At 64.1% G+C, this 18,581-nt stretch carries 19 protein-coding genes and 2 tRNA genes; 15 read left to right on the forward strand and 6 right to left on the reverse strand.

What is annotated here, in order from left to right:
• Positions 1-8 precede the first annotated feature (8 nt).
• From phrB to H3H45_RS19000, 9 genes are all read left to right on the forward strand, one after another.
• On the forward strand, positions 9-1,445 hold the full coding sequence (gene phrB / locus H3H45_RS18960; RefSeq protein WP_182835254.1) for a deoxyribodipyrimidine photo-lyase: 1,437 nt from the start codon (positions 9-11) through the stop codon (positions 1,443-1,445).
• Complete coding sequence (locus H3H45_RS18965; RefSeq protein WP_182835255.1) at positions 1,438-1,860, forward strand: nuclear transport factor 2 family protein; 423 nt, start codon at positions 1,438-1,440, stop codon at positions 1,858-1,860. Before phrB ends, H3H45_RS18965 begins: the two co-directional genes overlap by 8 nt.
• Positions 1,857-2,621 (forward strand): SDR family NAD(P)-dependent oxidoreductase, encoded by a 765-nt coding sequence (locus H3H45_RS18970; RefSeq protein WP_182835256.1) that lies wholly within the window; start codon positions 1,857-1,859, stop codon positions 2,619-2,621. The genes H3H45_RS18965 and H3H45_RS18970 overlap by 4 nt, the downstream gene beginning before the upstream one ends.
• Positions 2,618-3,865, forward strand: a complete 1,248-nt coding sequence (locus H3H45_RS18975; protein WP_182835257.1) for an NAD(P)/FAD-dependent oxidoreductase — start codon at positions 2,618-2,620, stop codon at positions 3,863-3,865. The genes H3H45_RS18970 and H3H45_RS18975 overlap by 4 nt, the downstream gene beginning before the upstream one ends.
• A complete protein-coding gene (locus H3H45_RS18980) occupies positions 3,862-4,662 on the forward strand; it encodes a DUF1365 domain-containing protein (RefSeq protein ID WP_182835258.1) in 801 nt (266 codons plus the stop codon). The genes H3H45_RS18975 and H3H45_RS18980 overlap by 4 nt, the downstream gene beginning before the upstream one ends.
• Positions 4,649-5,923: an SAM-dependent methyltransferase gene (locus H3H45_RS18985; protein WP_182835259.1), complete on the forward strand. Its 1,275-nt coding sequence runs from the start codon at positions 4,649-4,651 to the stop codon at positions 5,921-5,923. The genes H3H45_RS18980 and H3H45_RS18985 overlap by 14 nt, the downstream gene beginning before the upstream one ends.
• A gap of 79 nt (positions 5,924-6,002) precedes the next feature.
• Entirely contained in the window at positions 6,003-6,524 is a 522-nt protein-coding gene (locus H3H45_RS18990; protein ID WP_182835260.1) for a DUF2878 domain-containing protein, read from the forward strand.
• Positions 6,525-6,963: 439 nt separating this feature from the next.
• Positions 6,964-7,548, forward strand: coding sequence for a hypothetical protein (locus H3H45_RS18995; RefSeq protein ID WP_182835261.1), 585 nt, complete (start codon positions 6,964-6,966; stop codon positions 7,546-7,548).
• Between the two features lie 477 nt (positions 7,549-8,025).
• Entirely contained in the window at positions 8,026-8,334 is a 309-nt protein-coding gene (locus tag H3H45_RS19000) for a YkgJ family cysteine cluster protein (protein ID WP_182835262.1), read from the forward strand.
• A 62-nt stretch (positions 8,335-8,396) separates the two neighbouring features.
• Here the strand turns inward: H3H45_RS19000 and H3H45_RS19005 are convergent, their stop codons facing one another.
• From H3H45_RS19005 to hemA, 6 genes are all read right to left on the reverse strand, one after another.
• Positions 8,397-8,909, reverse strand: coding sequence for an acyloxyacyl hydrolase (locus H3H45_RS19005; RefSeq protein WP_182835263.1), 513 nt, complete (start codon positions 8,907-8,909; stop codon positions 8,397-8,399).
• An 89-nt stretch (positions 8,910-8,998) separates the two neighbouring features.
• The gene (gene murI / locus H3H45_RS19010; protein ID WP_182835264.1) at positions 8,999-9,808 is read right to left on the reverse strand and encodes a glutamate racemase; all 810 of its coding nucleotides are present in this window, start codon (positions 9,806-9,808) and stop codon (positions 8,999-9,001) included.
• Positions 9,805-10,566 carry a molybdopterin-synthase adenylyltransferase MoeB gene (locus H3H45_RS19015; protein WP_182835265.1) on the reverse strand — a complete coding sequence of 254 codons (762 nt, stop codon included), beginning with the start codon at positions 10,564-10,566 and terminating at the stop codon, positions 9,805-9,807. The genes murI and H3H45_RS19015 overlap by 4 nt, the downstream gene beginning before the upstream one ends.
• Positions 10,563-11,393, reverse strand: coding sequence for a peptide chain release factor N(5)-glutamine methyltransferase (prmC, locus tag H3H45_RS19020; protein ID WP_182835266.1), 831 nt, complete (start codon positions 11,391-11,393; stop codon positions 10,563-10,565). The genes H3H45_RS19015 and prmC overlap by 4 nt, the downstream gene beginning before the upstream one ends.
• A gap of 116 nt (positions 11,394-11,509) precedes the next feature.
• Positions 11,510-12,592, reverse strand: coding sequence for a peptide chain release factor 1 (prfA, locus tag H3H45_RS19025; RefSeq protein ID WP_182835267.1), 1,083 nt, complete (start codon positions 12,590-12,592; stop codon positions 11,510-11,512).
• Complete coding sequence (hemA, locus tag H3H45_RS19030; RefSeq protein WP_182835268.1) at positions 12,589-13,857, reverse strand: glutamyl-tRNA reductase; 1,269 nt, start codon at positions 13,855-13,857, stop codon at positions 12,589-12,591. Before hemA ends, prfA begins: the two co-directional genes overlap by 4 nt.
• Positions 13,858-14,041: 184 nt before the next feature.
• On the opposite strand from hemA, the gene H3H45_RS19035 reads away from it, so the two are divergent.
• The 6 genes from H3H45_RS19035 to H3H45_RS19060 all read left to right on the forward strand — a co-directional run bounded on the left by H3H45_RS19035 (position 14,042) and on the right by H3H45_RS19060 (position 18,577).
• Entirely contained in the window at positions 14,042-15,772 is a 1,731-nt protein-coding gene (locus H3H45_RS19035) for a tetratricopeptide repeat protein (RefSeq protein ID WP_182835269.1), read from the forward strand.
• 3 nt (positions 15,773-15,775) lie between these two features.
• Positions 15,776-16,390, forward strand: a complete 615-nt coding sequence (gene lolB, locus H3H45_RS19040; protein ID WP_182835270.1) for a lipoprotein insertase outer membrane protein LolB — start codon at positions 15,776-15,778, stop codon at positions 16,388-16,390.
• A gap of 59 nt (positions 16,391-16,449) precedes the next feature.
• Positions 16,450-17,334, forward strand: a complete 885-nt coding sequence (gene ispE / locus H3H45_RS19045) for a 4-(cytidine 5'-diphospho)-2-C-methyl-D-erythritol kinase (protein WP_182835271.1) — start codon at positions 16,450-16,452, stop codon at positions 17,332-17,334.
• An 18-nt stretch (positions 17,335-17,352) separates the two neighbouring features.
• Positions 17,353-17,427: transfer RNA gene (locus H3H45_RS19050), tRNA-Gln, on the forward strand.
• A gap of 51 nt (positions 17,428-17,478) precedes the next feature.
• Positions 17,479-17,553: transfer RNA gene (locus H3H45_RS19055), tRNA-Gln, on the forward strand.
• Between the two features lie 82 nt (positions 17,554-17,635).
• The gene (locus tag H3H45_RS19060) at positions 17,636-18,577 is read left to right on the forward strand and encodes a ribose-phosphate pyrophosphokinase (RefSeq protein ID WP_173203934.1); all 942 of its coding nucleotides are present in this window, start codon (positions 17,636-17,638) and stop codon (positions 18,575-18,577) included.
• The last annotated feature ends 4 nt before the right edge of the window (positions 18,578-18,581 follow it).

The following is an 18,581-nucleotide window of genomic DNA, read 5'->3' on the forward strand; positions in this document are numbered from 1 at the left end:
ACTTGCCCATGCAACTGATCTGGCTGCGCAGCGACCTGCGCGTACAGGACAACACCGCCCTGACGGCCGCGATGGCCGCCGGGCCAACCATCGCCCTGTACCTGCTCAGCCCGCAGCAGTGGCTGGAGCACGACGACGCCCCGTGCAAAGTCGACTTCTGGTTGCGCAACCTGCACGAGCTGTCCGCCGAGCTGGCGACGCTCAATGTGCCGCTGCTGATCCGCTCGGCGCCGCACTGGCGTGATGCCCCCGCCGTTCTCGCCGAGCTGTGCCGCGAGCTGCGCATCGACTGCGTGCAGGTCAACGAGGAATACGGCATCCACGAAAGCCAGCGCGACCAGGCCGTGGCCGCTTGCCTGCAGAAGCAGGGCGTGCAGTTTCGCCATCACCTCGACCAGCTGCTGTTCCAGCCTGGCAGCGTGCTGACCAAGTCCGGCGGTTATTTCCAGGTCTACAGCCAGTTCCGCAAGGTCTGTTACCAGCGCCTGCACATGGCCCTGCCGGCCCTGCTTGGCACCCCTTCGGCGCAAGCGCCGATGCACATCACCCGTGACGTGGTGCCGAGTGCGGTCGAAGGCTTTGCCAGCCCCAGCGACAGCCTGCGCCAGCTCTGGCCGGCCGGTGCCACGGCAGCCGGTGAGCGCCTGGCGCGCTTCGCCGCAGAACAGCTCGACGCCTATCATAACCAGCGCGACTTCCCCGCCCTGCCCGGCACCAGCCAGCTGGCCGCCTACCTGGCTGCCGGCGTGCTGTCGCCGCGCCAGTGCCTGCACGCCGCGCTACGCCACAATCACGGCGAATTCGACAGCGGCAGCCAAGGCGTCATCACCTGGATCAACGAACTGCTCTGGCGCGAGTTCTACAAGCACATTCTGGTCGGCTACCCGCGCGTCAGCCGCCACCGCGCCTTCCGCCCGGAAACCGAGGCCCTGCCCTGGCGTCATGCACCGGACGAGCTGGCCGCCTGGCAGCAAGGCCGCACCGGCATCCCGATCATTGACGCGGCCATGCGCCAACTGCTGGCTACCGGCTGGATGCACAACCGCCTGCGCATGGTGGTGGCGATGTTCCTGACCAAGAACCTGCTGATCGACTGGCGTGAGGGTGAGCGCTTCTTCATGCGTCACCTGATCGACGGCGACCTGGCCGCCAACAACGGCGGCTGGCAGTGGAGCTCGTCCACCGGCACCGACTCGGTGCCCTACTTCCGCATCTTCAACCCGCTCAGCCAGTCGCAGAAATTCGACCCGGACGGACGTTTCATCCGCCACTGGGTGCCAGAGCTGGTCGGCCTGAACAAGCGTGACATCCACAACCCGGCGGCCATGGGCGGATTGTTCGGCCTGGCCGACTACCCACGGCCGATCGTCGACCTGGCCCGCTCGCGCGACCGTGCCCTGGCGGCCTTCAAGAATCTGCCGCAGCTGGAGGCCGCCCATGGCTGACTTCCTCCGCCAGTTCGCCGAACGCTTTGCCGGCCTGGATGCCAGCAACCTTGACCGCCTGCGCGAGCTCTACAGCGACGACATCCTGTTCCGCGACCCGCTGCATGAGGTGCGCGGCCTGCCGGCGGTACGCGGCTACTTCGGCGAGCTGTATGCCAACGTCAGCGAGCTGCGCTTCGACTTCTATGGCTTCGACCAGAGTGCCGAGGGCGAAGGCTATTTGCGCTGGACCATGAGTTATCGCCACCCGCGCCTGCGCGGCGGCGCCCTGATCCGCGTCGAAGGCTGTTCGCACCTGCGTTGGCGCGACAAGGTCTACCAGCATCGCGATTACTTCGATGCCGGCGCTCTGCTCTATGAACACCTACCGATCCTCGGTCGGGTGATTGCGTGGCTAAAAGGGAGATTGGCATGAAACGTATCTGGCTCACCGGTGCCAGCAGCGGGATTGGCGCTGCCCTGGCAGAAGTTCTCCTGCATCAGGGCCATCATCTGGCCGTCAGCGCGCGCAATGCCACGGCCCTGCACGCCCTCGCCGAACGCTTCCCGCAACAGGTGCTGCTGGCACCCGGCGACCTCAGCGATGCCGAGCAGGTCAAGGCCATCGGCGAGCGCATCACTGAACAATGGGGCGTGCTCGACACAGTGATCCTCAATGCCGGCACCTGCGAGTACGTGGACACCCGCCACTTCGAGGCGGCGATGATTGAGCGAGTGATGCGCGCCAACCTGTTCTCCGCCAGCTATTGCATCGAGGCCGCTCTGCCACTGCTACGGCAGAGCGCCCAGCCGCACCTGGTCGGCGTCGGCAGTTCGGTGACCTACCTGCCCTTGCCGCGTGCCGAAGCCTACGGTGCCTCCAAGGCGGCCATGCGCTACCTGTTCGAAACGCTGCGCATCGACCTGGCCGCCGAGGGCATCGCCGTAACCCTGGTCAGCCCGGGCTTCGTCGACACCCCGCTGACGCAGAAAAACGACTTCCCCATGCCAATGCGCTGGCCGGTCGAGAAAGCCGCCCGGCACATCGCCGAGCGCCTGGACAAGCGCCCCTACGAAATCGCCTTCCCCGGCCCATTCATCGCCACCCTGCTGCTCCTTGCCCACCTGCCCAAGGGCTTGCAACTGGCCATCGGCAAGCGCATGGCACGTACCTCCAACGCGGAATCCAACGCATGAAAATTGCCATCATCGGCAGCGGTATCGCCGGTCTGACCAGTGCCTACCTGCTCAATCGCCAGCACGACATCTGCGTGTTCGAAGCCAGCGACTGGGTCGGCGGCCACACCCACACGGTCGACGTCCAGGTCGACGGGCGTGACTACGCCATAGACACCGGCTTCATCGTGTTCAACGACTGGACCTACCCCAACTTCATCAAGCTGCTCGGCCAGCTCGGCGTCGCTTCACAACCCACCGAAATGAGCTTCTCGGTGCATGACCCGGCGACCGGCAGCGAGTACAACGGCAACACCCTTAACAGCCTGTTCGCCCAGCGCAGCAACCTGCTGTCACCGCGTTTCTGGGGCATGATCAGCGACATCCTGCGCTTCAACAAGGAAGCCCTCGGCGACCTCGCCGAACAGCGCATCGCCGCCGACACCACCCTCGGCGCCTACCTGCAGGAACGTGGCTACGGCCAGCGTTTCATCGACCATTACATCGTGCCGATGGGCGCGGCGATCTGGTCCATGTCGCTGGCCGACATGCTCGGTTTCCCGCTGCAGTTCTTCGTGCGTTTCTTCAAGAACCACGGCCTGCTCTCGGTCAGCAATCGTCCACAGTGGCACGTGGTCAGCGGCGGCTCGCGCAGCTATGTGGCGCCGCTGAGCGCCAGCTTTGCCGAGAAGATCCGCCTGAACTGCCCGGTGCAGCGCGTCGAGCGCGATGCTGAAGGCGTTACCGTGCACAGCGCCGCCGGCGCCGAACGTTTCGACCAGGTGGTGTTCGCTTGCCACAGCGACCAGGCCCTGGCCCTGCTGGCCGAACCGAGCCAGGCCGAACGGCAGATCCTCGGTGACCTGCGCTACGCCGATAACGACGTGGTGCTGCACACCGACACCCGCCTGCTGCCCGACCGGCCGCTGGCCTGGGCTAGCTGGAACTACCGCCTGGGTGGTCCGAGCGAGCAGCCGGCGGCGGTCACCTACAACATGAACATCCTGCAGGACATCCAGGCGCCGCACACCTTCTGCGTCAGCCTCAACCAGACCGCCGCCATCGACCCGGCGAAGATCCTCGGCCGCTACCGCTACGCCCATCCGCAGTACAGCCTGGCTGGCATTGCTGCGCAGGCACGCTGGAGCGAGATCAGCGGCGTGCAGCACAGCCATTTCTGCGGTGCCTACTGGGCCAACGGCTTCCATGAAGACGGCGTGGTCAGTGCCCTGCGCGTCGCCGAGGCTTTCGGGGAGCGCCTGTGAACAGCGCCCTGTACAGCGGCTGGGTCGGCCACCGGCGCTTCCTGCCGCGCGGCCACGACTTCCGCTATCGCATGGGCATGCTGTTGCTCGACCTCGACGAACAGGACGCCGTGCTGGGCCTGTCGCCCCTGGCCGGTCGCGGGCGTTTTGCGCCATTCGCCTTCCGCGAAACCGACTATCTGCCGCAGTTCACTCGCCAGGGCATGCGCCTGATCGACGCGGTGCGCCAGCGCATCGGCGAAGCCCTTGGTCGTGTGCCGGGCGGGCGTGTGTGCCTGCTGACCCAGCCGCGCAGCTGGGGTCTGGCCTTCAACCCGGCGAGCTTCTACTACTGCTACGAAACCGACGGGCGCCTGGCGGCGATCCTCTGCGAGGTCAGCAACACGCCCTGGCGCGAGCGCTACCACTACGTACTGCCGGCCGGCGGCGAAGGGGTTCAACACTTCGCTGTGGCCAAGGCCTTCCACGTTTCGCCGTTCCTGCCGCGCGAGCTGGAATACCGCATGCGCTTCAATCAGCCAGACGAGCGCCTGAGCATCCAGATGGAAGACTGGCAGGGTGAGGAGCGCCTGTTCGTCGCCAGCCTCGGCCTGCAGCGCCAGGCTCTCAGCCGCGCCAGCCTGCACCGCCACCTAATGAGTTTTCCCTGGATGACCGGCAAGACCGTGCTCGGCATCTACTGGCAGGCCCTGCGCCTGCTGCTCAAACGCATACCGATTTTTTCCCATCAAGCCGCGCAAGGTGAATACCGCGTAGCCAGCCCCTCTGATCAGGAGCCTCGCCATGAAAACCCCTAGCCTGACCTCTGCAAAATCCAGCGTGCGCGCCGGCAGCGGCCTGGGCGCCAGCCTGCTGCGCAGCGCCGTGCTACGCCAGCTCGGCCAGTTGCGCCATGGCCAACTGGCCGTCTTCGAAAACGGCGAACGCCTGCTGTTCGGCCAGGCCGGCTCGCCGCTGCATGCGGAGATCCACGTGCACGATCCGGCCGTGTGGGGCCTGGTCGCCGGCAACGGTTCGATCGGTTCCGGCGAGGCCTATATCCATGGCTACTGGAGCACCCCGGACCTGACCGCGGTGATCCGCGTGTTCGTCAGCAACCTCGACGTGCTGGATGCCATGGAGGGCGGCCTGGCCCGCCTCGGCCGCCCGCTGATCCAGGGCCTGCACTGGCTCAACCGCAACACCCGCAAGGGCTCGCAGAAGAACATCGCCGCCCACTACGACCTCGGCAACGAGCTCTTCGAGCAGTTCCTCGACCCGACCATGATGTACTCGGCAGCGATGTTCGAGCGCGAAGACGACAGCCTGGAACAGGCGCAGTTGAACAAGCTCGAACGCATCTGCCAAAAGCTGCAACTCAAGCCCGGCGACCACCTGCTGGAGATCGGCACCGGCTGGGGCAGCATGGCCATCTATGCGGCCAGCCACTACGGCTGCAAGGTCACCACCACGACCCTGTCGAAGGAGCAGTTCGCCTACACCCAGCGACGCATCGAGGAACAGGGCCTGCAAGGGCGCATCACCCTGCTGCTGGAGGACTACCGCGACCTCACCGGCCAGTACGACAAGCTGGTGTCGATCGAGATGATCGAGGCGGTCGGCCATCGCTTCCTGCCCACCTACTTCAAACAGTGCGCACGCCTGCTCAAGGACGACGGACTGATGCTGCTGCAGGCCATCACCATCCGCGACCAGCGCTACGAACAGGCCAAGCGTTCGGTGGACTTCATCCAGCGCTACATCTTCCCCGGCGGCGCCCTACCCTCGGTGCACAAGATGCTGGAGATCGTTAACCGCGAGACCGACATGAACCTGCACCACATGGAGGACTTCGGCCTGCACTACGCCAAGACTCTGCGCCTGTGGCACGAAAACCTGCGCCATGCCCGCCCGGCCCTGGAGCAACTCGGTTACGACGATTACTTCTATCGTCTGTGGGAGTTCTACCTGTGCTATTGCGAGGGCGGCTTCCTCGAACGCACCATCGGCACCGCGCAACTGTTGCTGGCCAAGGAGAAAGCCGTACCGGCGCCGCTGCTCGGCCGCTTCAACGCCTGAGCCTGTCTCCCCTCTCCCATTCATGGGAGAGGGGCCGGGGGAGAGGGAAGCCTGCCACCGTAATCCAAGGATCGTGCCCATGTCGCTGTCACCCACCCGCTCGTTACTGCTGAATGCCGCGCTGTTCCAGATCGGCTGGTTCGCCTGCGTGTTCGGTGCGCAACGCCCCTGGCTGCTGCTGGTCGCCCTGGCGTGCCTGGCGGCGCATTTCCTCTGGATTGCCAGTTGGCGCCAGGAGGGCCGCCTGGTGGCCAGCGTGATGCTGTTCGGCGCGGCGCTGGACAGTTTCCTGCTCAACCTCGGGGTCTTCGACTTCGCCGGTGACAGCCTGCTGCTCCCCGCCTGGCTGGCGCTGCTGTGGGCGCTGTTCGCCACCACGCTGAACCACAGCCTTGCCTGGACGGCCCGTCCCTGGTGGCTGGGCAGCCTGCTCGGTGCCGTCAGCGGGCCGTTGTCCTACCTGGGCGGTGCGAAACTGGCAGGCGTGGGCATGCCGCTGGGGCTGTGGCCGACGCTGCTGTTGCTGGCAGGGATCTGGGCGGTAGTGATGGTGGTGGTGAATGGGTTTGCGGGGATGTATCGGGCGAAAGCCTTAATCTGAAACCAAATCCGAGATGCGCTCAGCCACTGGTTTCGCCCTACCGGGCGCCTCACTTTCTTTGCTTGTGCAAAGAAAGTAAGCAAAGAAACACACCCCGACATCCGGGTTTCGCTACGCGAAACTCCCCTCCCTCCGGTGCCGCTCCGGGGGCCGGCTTACAAGGGCCATCCCTGGCCCTTTAAGCCTCTCGCCGCATCCATGCGGCTCGTCCCCCTACGCAACACCTACGCTCGGCCTCCTGACGGGGAGTCTGCGCGCATATGACTTTCGAGCCGACCAGTAGCACGAGTCGTCGACTGATCTGATTCTATCTGCATCGAAAAACAGCAATTTGCCATCATCACTTGCTCTCGCTAGTCTGCATGACGCCCAGGGAGCGGGGCCATTTTTATGGTGCAGGTTCGTTGGGTATTCCAAGCAGTATCCACAGGGAATACAGATGAAAAAATTCGCTTACTTACTGGTGTTAGTCCTCTGCGCCGGCGTTACCGGCTGCAGCTTCAATCACCCGATTGCTGAGGACTACGGAACCTACCTGAATAACACCAAGGGCCAGAACAACCTGCCTAAGGCAATCAGTCCAGCAGAATACGAACTGGCGACAGATACCCAAACCCACCACTACGAGTTTCGCTCCGCGACAGTTGGCTACGCCCATCTATGGGTCGTCGACTTTGGAAAGGTACTCGACGCCACTCTCGAATCTACCGATGTGCAACAAGCCTTCGGCACTCTCCAACCAAAACATGGCAGCGCTGGGCCCTTGTTGACCTTCGAACTGCAGGACTACCGTTTCGAAAACTTCCGTGCCTACGTCACCCTGAACATCGAAGTAACTTCTGCTGGCCAAAGCCTGTTCAAGAAAGCCTACAAAGTTGAAGGCAATAGCCAGGGCGGAAAAATGTTCTGGGGTGGCCCATTTGCCATGAAGAACGCAATACAACAATCTACCAAGCTGGCACTTGACGAAATCCTTCGTGACTTCATCAAGGACTTCAACCAATTGAACCTTGCCAAGAGCTGAGCCAGAGCAGCGCAAACATTCCAGGTTTCCTCCCTGCATTGATACGAGCCCTCAGGCAACTCCAGTCTCCCCCTTTCAGGAGGCCGAAACGTAGCGAAGCGATGTAACAGCCGAAGGCTGGCCCGAAGGGCGAGCGAAGCGAGTAACGGAATCGTTGCGTAAGGGGTTGAGCGACATGGATGTCGCGAGAGCGCCGATGGGCCTGGGATGGCCCTTCGGCGCGGCCCCCTGGAGCAATGATGGAGTGAGCGCAGCGAGACCCGGATGCAGGGGGCAAGCGTTTTTGGTTACTTTTGCCGCGTTTGGCAAAAGTGACTCGCCCGGGAGGGCGAAACCAGAATCATCAGGCAACTCAGTAATCATCCCGGCACAGATTGCTCATCCAGAGCGGGGCTCCTGCATATTCAAGCACCACCCCAGCACCGCGTCGGTCGGCCAGGCGAGCCATCCATCCTGGCCTGCCGTAAACTGCGCAGCATGAGTCAGATCCCCCTCACCCAACTCCCCGCCGAACCCGCCGTCAGTTGCTCCAACTGCGCCGCCTGCTGCTGCCAGCTGGAAGTCATGCTGATCACCGATACCGGCGTGCCGCAGCGTTTCATCGAGACCGACGACTGGGGCGGCGAAGTCATGCGCCGCTTGGACGATGGCTGGTGCGCGGCGCTGGATCGCGACAGCATGCGCTGCACCATCTACGAACTGCGCCCGCTGATCTGCCGCGAGTTTGAAATGGGCTCCCCCGAGTGCGTCGACGAGCGCGGCGGGATGGGCGCGATCTACCGCTAGCGCCGGCGTGAACCCATAAAAAAACCGGGCCATAAGCCCGGTTTTTTCATATCCGCCAGCCGTTAGAAACTGAGGCGGTAATGCAGGGTATAAGCCTCGACGCCATCGTTCGGCTGCTCGAGGCCGGCGTTGGAGTAGTGCACCGCGCGAATGCCGACTTCCTGGCCGGAGAAGCGCAGGCCAACACCGAGGCGATCCTCGAACTGGAAGGAGGAGCCGAGGTCGTTGTCTTCCACTTCGGTGTTCTCGAAGAAGACCACGCCGATACCGGCTTCGATATAGGGCCTGACCGTTTCGCCGGCGAACTCGTAGACAAATACCGGGGTGAAGGACAGGCTGTGATTGCTCGAGGTTTCATCGCCGTCCCAGTAGGTATAACCGGCATCCCAGTAGCCGGTCAGGCGACCGACATCGCTCTGCATCCAGCTCTTGTCCCAGTTCCACTGGGCACCCAGGCGATAGACCATGTTGGAGTCACTGCTCTGACCAACAGCGGCAGTGAAATCGACTGCCTGGGCAGAAAGGCTGCTCAGGCCAAGGGCTGCGACGACAGCCAAGGAAAGGATCTTCTTCATGCTCACGTCCTGTAACCGAAGGATGATTGGGCCACGCCACACTCAGTCTTGAGTATAGAAACAACTGCTATTAGTGGAAGGCGGCTTAATCAGTTTTTGCCAGCCTCTGGCAGTGCCTGCGCGGTGAGCGCTTCGCCCCACAGCACCGGCAATACCTGTTGCAGTTGCGCCAGTTCGCCACTCGACCACAGCCGGGTCGGTTGCGCACTACCCGGCTCGGCACGCAGTTCGCGCTGATCGAGCAGTTGCTGCAGGCGCCGCGCCACTGCCGCGCCGGTGTCGACCAGGCTCACACTCGCCGGCACCAGTTCGCGCAGCAGCGGCTTGATAAAAGGATAGTGCGTGCAGCCGAGAATGAGGGTGTCGCAGCCTTCGGCCAGCAAAGGTTCAACCCAACCCTGCAGCAGCTCGCGGGTACGTGGGCCGGCCAACTCGCCAGCCTCGATCTGCTCGACCAGCCCCGGACAGGGCTGGGTGATCACCCGCACATCATGGGCGAAGCGATCGAGCAAGGCGGCGAACTTGGCGCTTTTCAGCGTGCCGGTGGTGGCCAGCACGCCGACCACGCCGCTGCGGGTAGCGGCTGCGGCGGGCTTGACCGCCGGCTCCATGCCGACGATGGGCAAGTCCGGATAACGCTCGCGCAACTCGGCCACCGCCGCCGCTGTGGCGGTGTTGCAGGCCAGCACCAGCGCCTTGGCGCCCTGCGCCAGCAGGAACGCGGCAATCGCCTGGCTGCGTTCACGGATGAACTCGGGGCTTTTCTCGCCGTAGGGCACATGAGCGCTGTCGGCCACATACAGCAGCGACTCGTCCGGCAGGCGCGCGCGGATCTCATGCAGCACCGACAGGCCGCCAACCCCGGAATCGAATACGCCGACCGGCGCGTTGCTGCTCATGGCCGCCCACCACACACGCTGCAGGCCGGGTCGCGCTTGATGCGCAGCTCGCGAAAGCGCGAATCGAGGGCATCGATCAGCAACAGGCGCCCCACCAGCGGCTCACCGAAACCGGCCAGCAGCTTGAGCGCCTCCAGAGCCTGCAGGCTGCCGACCAGCCCCACCAGCGGACCGACCACGCCGGCTTCGCTGCAGGTCAGCTGGCTGTCGTCGCCGTGGCCGAACAGGCAGTGGTAACAGGGGCTCAGGTTATTGCGCGGATCGAACACGGCGAGCTGGCCCTGCAGGCGGATCGCCGCGCCGCTGACCAGCGGTTTGCCCGCAGCCACGCAGGCGCCATTCACCGACTCGCGGGTGGTGAAGTTGTCCGAGCAGTCCAGCACCAGATCGACGGCCGCCACGGCAGCGGCCAGGGAGTCCTCATCGAGTGAAGTGCGATGGGCCAGCAGCTTGATCTGCGGATTGAGCGCGGCGAGCCGGCTAAGCGCCGAGTCGACCTTGCTCACGCCGATCTGGCTGGCGTCGTGAATGATCTGTCGTTGCAGGTTGCTCAGGTCGACCGTATCGAAGTCGGCCAGGTGCAACTCGCCCACCCCGGCCGCGGCCAGGTACAGCGCCACCGGCGAGCCGAGACCGCCGAGGCCGACGATCAGCGCACGGCTGTGCTTGAGCTTGAGCTGCCCGGCGATATCGATCTGCGGCAAAAGGATCTGCCGGCTGTAGCGCAGCAGTTCGTCGTCGCTCAGTTCCAGGCTCATGCTGGCCATTGCCCCAGGGAAATTCGTTGGTGGCCGCCCAGGTCGCGGCGGCTTTCCACAGCGATGAAGCCGGCAGCCGCGAGCAGCGCGCGCACGGCCTCGGCCTGATCATAGCCATGTTCCAGTAGCAGCCAGCCACCAGCGTGCAGATAGCCGGGCGTGGCGCTGATGATCTGGCGGATATCGTCCAGGCCATCGGCACCGGAGACCAGGGCGCTGGCCGGCTCGAAGCGCACATCGCCCTCACCCAGATGGCGATCATCGGCGGCGATATACGGCGGGTTGCTGACGATCAGCCCGTAGCGCTCGCCGGCCAGGGCGCTGAACCACTGGCTCAGGCGGAATTCGGCATTGTTCAGTTGCAGGCGCTGACGATTGCGCTCGGCCAGGGCCACGGCCTCCTCGACCCGATCCACACCAGTGACCCGCCAGCCTGGCCGCTCGCAGGCCAGGGCCAGGGCGATGGCGCCGGTACCGGTGCCTAGGTCGAGCGCACGCAGCGGCGTGGCCGGCAGCAGTTCGAGGGCGGTTTCCACCAGCAGTTCGGTGTCGGGACGGGGGATCAGGGTATGCGGCGCCACTTCCAGATCGAGACTCCAGAAGCCCTGCTGGCCGAGGATGTAGGCCACCGGCTCGCCCGCACGACGGCGCTCGAGCATGGTGGCGAAGGCAGCCTGCTGCTCGACACTCGGCTCGCGCTCCGGCCAGGTGCGCAGGTAGCTGCGCGGCTTGCCCAGGGCGGATGCCAGCAGCAGCTCGGCGTCCAACGACGCACTCGGCGAGTCGGGCAGGTCGGCGCTATCGAGCAGGGATTGGATCGTCACCACGGGGTCTCTCCGTAGGAGCCAGCTTGCTGGCGATCAGGGGCAAACCACATCAGAACAGCATCGCGAGCAAGCTTGCTCCTACAGGTTATGCGGCGGGCATAACCCTGGGTGCGCACTCAATCGCCCAGGGCGGCCAGCTGGTCGGCCTGGAATTCCTGCAGCAGCGGCTCGATCACCGCCTCTACACCACCAGACAGAACATCGTCCAGGCAGTAGAGGGTCAGGTTGATGCGGTGATCGGTGACCCGCCCCTGGGGGAAGTTGTAGGTGCGGATGCGCTCGGAGCGGTCGCCGGAGCCAACCAGCAGCTTGCGCGTCTCGGAAATTTCCTTGTGCGCGGCGGCGTCCTGCTGGTCCTGCAGCTTGGCCGCCAGCCAGGCCAGGGCGCGGGCGCGGTTCTTGTGCTGCGAGCGCTCTTCCTGGCACTCGACCACCATGCCGGTCGGCAGGTGAGTGATGCGCACCGCCGAGTCGGTCTTGTTGATGTGCTGACCACCGGCGCCCGAGGCGCGGTAGGTGTCGACGCGCAGGTCGGCCGGGTTGATCTCGATCGCAGCCTGCTCGTCCGGCTCGGGCAACATGGCCACGGTGCAGGCCGAAGTGTGGATGCGGCCCTGGGACTCGGTTTCCGGCACGCGCTGTACGCGGTGGGCGCCGGACTCGAACTTGAGCTTGGCGTAGACGTTGTCGCCCTCGACGCGGGCGATCACTTCCTTGAAGCCGCCGTGCTCGCCGGGGTTCTCCGAAAGAATCTCGACCCGCCAGCCCTGGCGCTCGGCATAGCGCGAATACATGCGGAACAGGTCGCCGGAGAAGATCGCCGCCTCGTCGCCGCCGGTACCGGCGCGAATTTCGAGGAACACATTGCGCCCATCCTTCGGATCTTTCGGCAGCAGCATGCGTTGCAGGCGGCCTTCCAGTTCTTCCAGCTGCGCACGGGCGCTGGCGACTTCCTCCTCGGCCATCTCGCGCAGATCCGGGTCGCTGTCCTTGAGCAGCGTCTGGGCACCGGCGAGGTCGCCCTGCACCTTGCAGAACTCGCGGTAGGCGAGAATCACCGGCTCGACCTCGGCATATTCCTTGGAATAGGCACGGAACTGGGTCTGGTTGCTGATCACTTCGCCGTCGCCAAGCAGCGCGGTAAGTTCCTCGTAGCGGTCCTGGAGGATGTCCAGCTTGTTCAACAGTGACGCTTTCATGGTTTCGGCTCGCCCTCGTCGAGGGCAAAAAGTTCCTGGGCCACGGCCAGCGCATCGAGGCGGCCATCGGCGGAGATTTTCTTCAGCTGCACGCTGGGCGCATGCAGCAGCTTGTTGGTCAGGCCACGGGCCAGCTGGGCGAGGACGTCTTCGGCCGGCGTGCCGTTGTTCAGCAGGCGCTGGGCCTTGGCCAGCTCCTCGTCGCGCAAGCGCTCGGCCTGCTGGCGATAGGTCTTCAGCACATCCACCGCGGCCAGCGCGCGCAGGCGCAGCATGAAGTCGTCGGCGCCGGCGCTGACCAGCTGTTCGGCGGCCTGGGCGGCATCCTGGCGGCTCTTGAGGTTTTCCTCGATGACCTCGTGCAAGTCGTCGACGGTATACAGGTAGACGTCGTCCAGCTCACCGACTTCCGGCTCGATGTCGCGTGGCACGGCGATATCGACCATGAAGATCGGCTTGTGCCGGCGCTTTTTCAGCGCGCGCTCCACCGCGCCCTTGCCAAGTATCGGCAGCTGGCTGGCGGTGGAGCTGATGACGATATCGCTGTTGATCAGCTCGTCGGGAATATCGGCCAACAGGATGGCATGCGCGCCAAACTGCTCGGCCAGCGAACTGGCACGCTCCAGGGTGCGGTTGGCGACGACAATGCGCTTGATGCCCTGGTCATGCAGGTGCCGGGCAACCAGGCTGATGGTCTCGCCGGCGCCGATCAGCAGCGCCTGGCTGCGGTGCAGGTCGGCGAAGATCTGCTTGGCCAGGCTGACCGCAGCGAACGCCACAGACACCGGGTTCTCGCCGATAGCGGTGTCGGTACGCACGGTCTTCGCGGTGCTGAAGGTGGCCTGGAACAGGCGGCCGAGCAAAGGGCCGACGGTGCCGGCCTCACGCGCCACGGCGTAGGCGGACTTCATCTGACCGAGGATCTGTGGCTCGCCGAGGACCATGGAGTCCAGCCCGGAGGCGACGCGCATCATATGCCGCACCGCGTCGTTGTCGCTGTGTATATAGGCACAGGCGCGCAGATCGGCGAGGTTCAGGCGGTGATAGTCGGCCAGCCACTGCAGCACTTCGTCCGCCGACAGCTGTTCCTGCTCCAGGTACAGCTCGCTGCGGTTGCAGGTGGAGAGGATCGCCGCCTCCCGACTGGGGGTGACGCGACACAGCTGCTGCAAGGCCTCGACCAGCTGTTCGGGGGTAAACGCCACGCGCTCGCGAACGTCCACCGAAGCGGTCTTGTGGTTGATGCCAAGGGCGATAAAAGCCATGCAGGGTCGCTAACGGAAACGGGAGGCGCGCAATTGTCCTACGTCACCGGGGCGAGAACAACTGCCGCTAGCTATTGTCCCAACAGATCAAGTGCTCAACACATCGCGGAACGGCCATGGCCCATTGGGCTTGCCAGAGCGCTTGTGTCATGATGCCGAGACCCCAGGTTAGTCGCTCTTACCCATGAATAAATCCTTCGCGTTGCTGACCGCCCTGCTGCTTGTCGGCGGTTGCCAGACACTGCCCCCCTCCTCTCCCGATGGCACTGTGCCCGTCGAGGAAACGGCTGCCACCCCGGCAGCAGAAACTCCCAAGGTGTATGCCTCATTCAATGAGGAAACCGTCTACAGCCTGCTCGCCGCCGAGCTGGCCGGGCAGCGCAATCGCTTCGACATTGCCCTGGGCAACTATGTGCAGCAGGCCAATGCGACGCAGGACCCGGCCGTTTCCGAGCGTGCCTTCCGCATCGCCGAGTACCTCGGTGCCGAGCAGGCTGCCATGGATACCGCGCTGATCTGGGCCAAGAACGCCCCGAACAGCCTCGAAGCGCAGCGCGCCGCCGCCGTGCAACTGGCCCGTGGCGGACGCTACGACGAATCAATGCACTATATGGAGAAGGTGCTGCAGGCCCAGGGCGATACGCACTTCGACTTCCTCGCCCTGTCTGCCGCTGAAACCGACGCGGACACCCGCAACGGCCTGCTGCAGAGTTTCGAGCGTCTGCTGGTGAAATACCCGGAGAACGGCCAACTGTTGTTCGGCAAGGCGCTGCTGCTGCACCAGGACGGCCGCCCGCAGGAAGCCCTGGAACTGCTCGAAGCGCATGTCGCCAGCGAACAGGAAGTGCCGCCACTGCTACTGCGCGCGCGCTTGCTGCAAGGCCTGCAACGGGGCGACGAAGCCATCCCGCTGCTGGAAAAAGGCATCAAGCAGTTCCCTGACGACAAGCGCCTGCGCCTGGCCTATGCCCGCCAGTTGGTTGAACTAGAGCGCCTGGACGAGGCCAAGTCCGAGTTCGCCGGCCTGCTTCAGCAGTTCCCGGATGATGACGACCTGCGCTTCTCCCTGGCTCTGGTCTGCCTGGAAGACGAAGCCTGGGACGAAGCCGCCATCTATCTGGAAGAGCTGGTCGAGCGTGACAGCCACACCGATGCCGCGCACTTCAACCTGGCGCGTATCTACGAGCAGCGCGGCGACCTGGAAAGTGCCCTGATCGAATACAACCTGGTCGGCCCCGGTGATGACTACCTGGCCGCGCAGTCTCGGCAGAACGAGATCCTCCTCGACAGCCAGCGCGCCGAGGAGGCCGCCAGCCGCCTGGCCAAGTCCCGCGACAGCCAGCCGGACTATGCCATCCAGCTGTACCTGATCGAGTCCGAAGCGCTGGCCAATCGCGACCAGCTGGAGCAGTCCTGGCAACTGATCCAACAAGCGCTGCAGCAGTTCCCGGGCGACACCAACCTGCTTTATACCCGCGCCATGCTCGCCGAGAAGCGTGGCGACCTGCCGGGCCTGGAGAAAGACCTGCGCAACATCATCGAGCGCGAGCCGGATAACGCCTCAGCACTGAATGCCCTCGGCTACACACTGGCCGACCGCACTACGCGCTACGCCGAAGCCAAGGCGCTGATCGAGAAGGCTCACCAGCTCGACCCGGAAGATCCGGCCACTCTGGACAGCCTGGGCTGGGTCAACTTCCGCATGGGCAATCTAGAGGAAGCCGAGCGCTACCTGCGCCAGGCCCTGGAGAAATACCCGGACCACGAAGTTGCCGCGCACCTGGGCGAAGTACTCTGGGCCCAGGGCAAACAGCGTGAAGCGCGTAAGGTCTGGGCCGCCGCACTGGAAGCACAACCCGACAGCACCATCCTGCGCAGCACCCTGCTGCGCCTCACCGGTTCCGAGAAACCCTGATCCATGTTCCGTCAGCTTATCGCTATCAGCCTGCTTGCCCTGCTCACCGGCTGCGCCGGCTTCACCAACCGCGAGGCCATCGAAGGCCAGGGCGACCCGCAACTGTGGAAAGCCCACAAGGCGCAGATCAGCACCCTGGATGCCTGGCAGATCAACGGCAAGGTCGGCATCCGCGCACCCAAGGACTCCGGCAGCGGTACGCTGTTCTGGCTGCAGCGCCAGGACTATTACGACATTCGCCTGTCCGGCCCGCTAGGCCGTGGCGCCGCACGCCTGACCGGCCGCCCCGGAGCCATCCTGCTGGAAGTGGCCAACCAGGGCCGCTATGAAGCCGAATCACCAGAAGCCCTGCTGGAAGAGCAGCTCGGCTGGCGCCTGCCGGTTTCGCATCTGCTCTGGTGGGTGCGCGGCCTGCCCGCCCCGGACAGCAAGAGCCGGGTGACCCTGAGCAGCGACAGCCAGCTGGCACGCCTGCAGCAGGATGGCTGGGATGTCGAATACCTCAGCTACGCCGAACAGAACGGCTACAGCCTGCCGCAACGGATCAAACTGCACGGCGAGAACCTCGACGTGACCCTGGTGATCAAGGACTGGCAGCCACGCCAGCTCGGCCAGTAAGCCCTTTCCCACGCACAACCTGTAGGAGCGAGCACGCTCCTACACAACGGCCAACCGCAATGACAGCCACCACAATTCCAGCCCACGCCGAACTGACCCTGCCGGCCCCGGCCAAGCTCAACCTGATGCTGCACATCCTCGGTCGCCGCGCCGACGGTTATCACGAGCTGCAGACCCTGTTCCAGTTCATCGACTACGGCGACCAGCTCGGCTTCGCCCTCCGCACCGACGGCGAGATCCGCCTGCACAGCGAGATCCCCGGCGTGCCCCACGACAGCAACCTGATCGTGCGCGCCGCGCGCCAACTGCAGCAGCAAGCCGGCTGCACACTGGGCGCCGACATCTGGCTGGATAAGCGCCTGCCCATGGGTGGCGGCATCGGTGGCGGCAGCTCGGATGCGGCGACCACCCTGCTCGGCCTCAACCACCTATGGCAACTGGGCTGGGACGAAGACTGCCTGGCGCAACTGGGCCTCGGCCTGGGCGCCGACGTGCCGGTATTCGTGCGCGGCCGCGCCGCCTTCGCCGAGGGTGTCGGCGAGCGTCTGCAGCCGGTCGAACTGGCCGAACCCTGGTATCTGGTCGCCGTGCCGCAGGTGGCCATCAGCACCGCCGAAGTTTTTGCCGACCCCGAGTTGACACGGAATACCCCGGCCATTACAGTTCGCAGCCTTCCCGCGGGGGGTGGTCATAACGACTGCCAACCGGTTGTCGAGAAGCGCTACCCAGAAGTGCGTAACGCTTTGAACTTGTTGAACAAATTTGTTCCAGCAAGAATGACCGGAACCGGAGCTTGTGTATTTGGGAGCTTCCCAAATCAGGCCGATGCTGATAAAGTCTCGCGCCAACTTCCGGCCACCCTGCCAAGTTTCACAGCACGTGGTTGCAATCGGTCTCCGGTGCATCTGCAGCTCGAAAAACTAGCAACGGAAGGGAATGCCTAGCATTCGGTTATACGATACAGGGGCGTCGCCAAGCGGTAAGGCAGCAGGTTTTGATCCTGCCATGCGTTGGTTCGAATCCAGCCGCCCCTGCCATAACCTCCCAGAGGTTACGTAAACCAGATCGTGCATTAGCGTTAACTCTACAGGGGCGTCGCCAAGCGGTAAGGCAGCAGGTTTTGATCCTGCCATGCGTTGGTTCGAATCCAGCCGCCCCTGCCATATATTCGAGAGCTGTTCAAAGAGCCTGGCTTTTTGAACAGCTTTTTAATTCATCGGACCCACCCTCAGGCAGGTACTGCGCGTGTCCAAGATGATGGTCTTCACGGGGAATGCTAACCCCGACCTGGCGCGTCGCATCGTGCGCCAACTGCACATCCCCCTCGGCGACGCCTCCGTAGGCAAATTCTCCGACGGCGAAATCAGCGCTGAAATCAATGAAAACGTTCGCGGTAAAGACGTTTTCATCATTCAGCCGACCTGTGCCCCGACTAACGACAACCTGATGGAACTGGTGGTGATGGCTGACGCCTTCCGCCGCTCCTCGGCTTCTCGTATCACTGCAGTCATCCCCTACTTCGGCTATGCCCGCCAGGACCGCCGCCCGCGCTCCGCTCGCGTGGCAATCAGCGCCAAAGTGGTGGCCGACATGCTGACCGTGGTCGGTATCGACCGCGTGCTGACTGTCGACCTGCACGCCGACCAGATCCAAGGCTTCTTCGATATCCCGGTAGATAACATCTACGGTTCCCCGGTTCTGGTGGACGATATCGAAGACCAGCGTTTCGAAAACCTGATGATCGTCTCCCCGGACATCGGCGGTGTAGTGCGCGCACGCGCCGTGGCCAAGTCCCTGGGTGTTGACCTGGCGATCATCGACAAGCGCCGCGAGAAGGCCAACCACTCCGAAGTGATGCACATCATCGGTGACGTGGACGGCCGCACCTGCGTACTGGTCGACGACATGGTCGACACCGCCGGCACCCTCTGCCACGCCGCCAAGGCGCTGAAAGAGCACGGCGCCGCCAAGGTGTTCGCCTACGCAACGCACCCGGTACTGTCGGGCCGCGCCATTGAAAATCTTGAAAACTCCGTACTGGACGCACTAGTGGTGACCAACACCATCCCGCTGTCCGCTGCGGCGCAAGCCTGCTCGCGTATCCGTCAACTGGATATGGCAGCAGTCGTGGCTGAAGCGATGCGTCGCATCAGCAATGAAGAATCGATCAGCGCGATGTTCCGCTAACGCG

Source organism: Aquipseudomonas guryensis (assembly GCF_014164785.1).
In the GTDB taxonomy this organism is placed as follows: Bacteria; Pseudomonadota; Gammaproteobacteria; order Pseudomonadales; family Pseudomonadaceae; genus Aquipseudomonas; species Aquipseudomonas guryensis.

Excerpts from the sequence above, each read along its gene's own strand:
- phrB (WP_182835254.1), top strand. The coding sequence starts at position 9 with ATGCAACTGATCTGGCTGCGCAGCGACCTGCGCGTACAGGACAACACC.
- H3H45_RS18965 (WP_182835255.1), top strand. The coding sequence starts at position 1,438 with ATGGCTGACTTCCTCCGCCAGTTCGCCGAACGCTTTGCCGGCCTGGAT.
- H3H45_RS18970 (WP_182835256.1), top strand. The coding sequence starts at position 1,857 with ATGAAACGTATCTGGCTCACCGGTGCCAGCAGCGGGATTGGCGCTGCC.
- H3H45_RS18975 (WP_182835257.1), top strand. The coding sequence starts at position 2,618 with ATGAAAATTGCCATCATCGGCAGCGGTATCGCCGGTCTGACCAGTGCC.
- H3H45_RS18985 (WP_182835259.1), top strand. The coding sequence starts at position 4,649 with ATGAAAACCCCTAGCCTGACCTCTGCAAAATCCAGCGTGCGCGCCGGC.
- H3H45_RS18990 (WP_182835260.1), top strand. The coding sequence starts at position 6,003 with ATGTCGCTGTCACCCACCCGCTCGTTACTGCTGAATGCCGCGCTGTTC.
- H3H45_RS18995 (WP_182835261.1), top strand. The coding sequence starts at position 6,964 with ATGAAAAAATTCGCTTACTTACTGGTGTTAGTCCTCTGCGCCGGCGTT.
- H3H45_RS19000 (WP_182835262.1), top strand. The coding sequence starts at position 8,026 with ATGAGTCAGATCCCCCTCACCCAACTCCCCGCCGAACCCGCCGTCAGT.
- H3H45_RS19005 (WP_182835263.1), bottom strand. The coding sequence starts at position 8,909 with ATGAAGAAGATCCTTTCCTTGGCTGTCGTCGCAGCCCTTGGCCTGAGC.
- murI (WP_182835264.1), bottom strand. The coding sequence starts at position 9,808 with ATGAGCAGCAACGCGCCGGTCGGCGTATTCGATTCCGGGGTTGGCGGC.
- H3H45_RS19015 (WP_182835265.1), bottom strand. The coding sequence starts at position 10,566 with ATGAGCCTGGAACTGAGCGACGACGAACTGCTGCGCTACAGCCGGCAG.
- prfA (WP_182835267.1), bottom strand. The coding sequence starts at position 12,592 with ATGAAAGCGTCACTGTTGAACAAGCTGGACATCCTCCAGGACCGCTAC.
- hemA (WP_182835268.1), bottom strand. The coding sequence starts at position 13,857 with ATGGCTTTTATCGCCCTTGGCATCAACCACAAGACCGCTTCGGTGGAC.
- H3H45_RS19035 (WP_182835269.1), top strand. The coding sequence starts at position 14,042 with ATGAATAAATCCTTCGCGTTGCTGACCGCCCTGCTGCTTGTCGGCGGT.
- lolB (WP_182835270.1), top strand. The coding sequence starts at position 15,776 with ATGTTCCGTCAGCTTATCGCTATCAGCCTGCTTGCCCTGCTCACCGGC.
- ispE (WP_182835271.1), top strand. The coding sequence starts at position 16,450 with ATGACAGCCACCACAATTCCAGCCCACGCCGAACTGACCCTGCCGGCC.